Annotated in this window: 2 protein-coding genes; both read right to left on the minus strand. The window is 60.6% G+C overall.

Annotated elements, in window-relative coordinates:
* Positions 1-299: TetR family transcriptional regulator (locus ACH4F2_RS36220; protein WP_398136830.1), on the minus strand; the 299-nt coding region annotated here is incomplete at its 3' end.
* Between the two features lie 105 nt (positions 300-404).
* A partial coding sequence (locus tag ACH4F2_RS36225) for a hypothetical protein (RefSeq protein ID WP_398136829.1) occupies positions 405-1,250 on the minus strand: 846 nt, incomplete at its 5' end.

The following is a 1,250-nucleotide window of genomic DNA, read 5'->3' on the forward strand; positions in this document are numbered from 1 at the left end:
GTGGTGCTCGGGCCGGTGGCTGTTGCTTCGCTGATGGATTCGTTGACGGTTCGGTTCCAATCAGCGATGAGGCTCCCTGCGATGGCTTCCTTGGACGGGAAGTGGAAGTAGATGGCGCCCTTGGTGAATGCTCCGGTAGCGAGGATGGCATTGATGCTACTGGCGCCGTATCCGTCGGTGTCGAAGTGTTGTGCGGCTACTGAGACGATCGCTTCTCGTGTTCGCACTGCTCGGGCTTGTGTGGTGCGTGCGGTGCTGCCGGTGGGGCGGCCGATGTGGGGCCGAATAGTATTGCTCATGGTCACAGGTGCTTTCTGTGGCTTGGTCCTGGTGGTGTTGCTGCACTGCCAGGACCTCTGTTGTTTTTGAGGGTGGGGCTGCTGAGGCGCTGGGCCTCGCCGGTGTCAGTGCGCTGCTGCGAGTTCGCGGTCGGTGGTGTTCTCTGAGGACCGGAGGTCGGGCAGTGGCGGGCTCGTGAATCCTGCTTCCCGGGCTGCGATATCGAACTTCTCGTACCGGCGCCACGCTGTCGAGATTGCGACGGGCGGTTTCGATTCCATCGCGATGGTCTCCCATGTGAGGTTCGGGTTCGTGAGCTTGCGGACTGCGGTGTCCTTCACGTCCTTCTTGAGATTCGAGGTGGCGATGAACGCCATGAGGTCGTCCATTGCGGTGTCGCCGTCGGCGGCTTGGGCCTCTTCGGTGTCTTGACGGTTCAGTGCCTCTGTCGCGGTTTCTTGAGGGTCGAAGTCGTCGTGACGTTCAGCCATCATTGCGTCGGCGAAAAACGGTTCTGCAAAGTCCGCAAGATCGTCTCCCCGGTCGATCTGTGTCACCGTGTTTGTCGTGTCCTCGTTTCGTTCCGCTTCGACCAGCTCTGCAACATTGGGATCGGTCTCTCCGCGAGAGGTGGAGTCGCGGAAAGGTTCCCGGCTCACGGTCAGATCAGTCGCAATGCTCTTTGCATGCTCACTGTCGGTGACGTTTTCGACGATCGCACGGTAGGCGGCGTATGCCATTCCGACTGCCTTCACCAGGATCGTGATGCCGTGTGTGAATGCCAGGACCAGGGCCGGCGGAATGATCGCTATGGCCGCTGCGATGGCCGGCGCTAGTGGAATGAACCCGAGGTCTCCCCCACCATCGATTGACTCCTGTGCAGCGATTGCTGCGTGATAGGCGTGGTACGCGTTGCCCAGGATGCTGATCACGACGACGCTGACTGCGAGGGCGATGTAGAAGCCTCTGTC

The sequence above is a fragment of the Streptomyces sp. NPDC017890 genome (genome assembly GCF_044328675.1).
GTDB lineage: Bacteria > Actinomycetota > Actinomycetes > Streptomycetales > Streptomycetaceae > Streptomyces.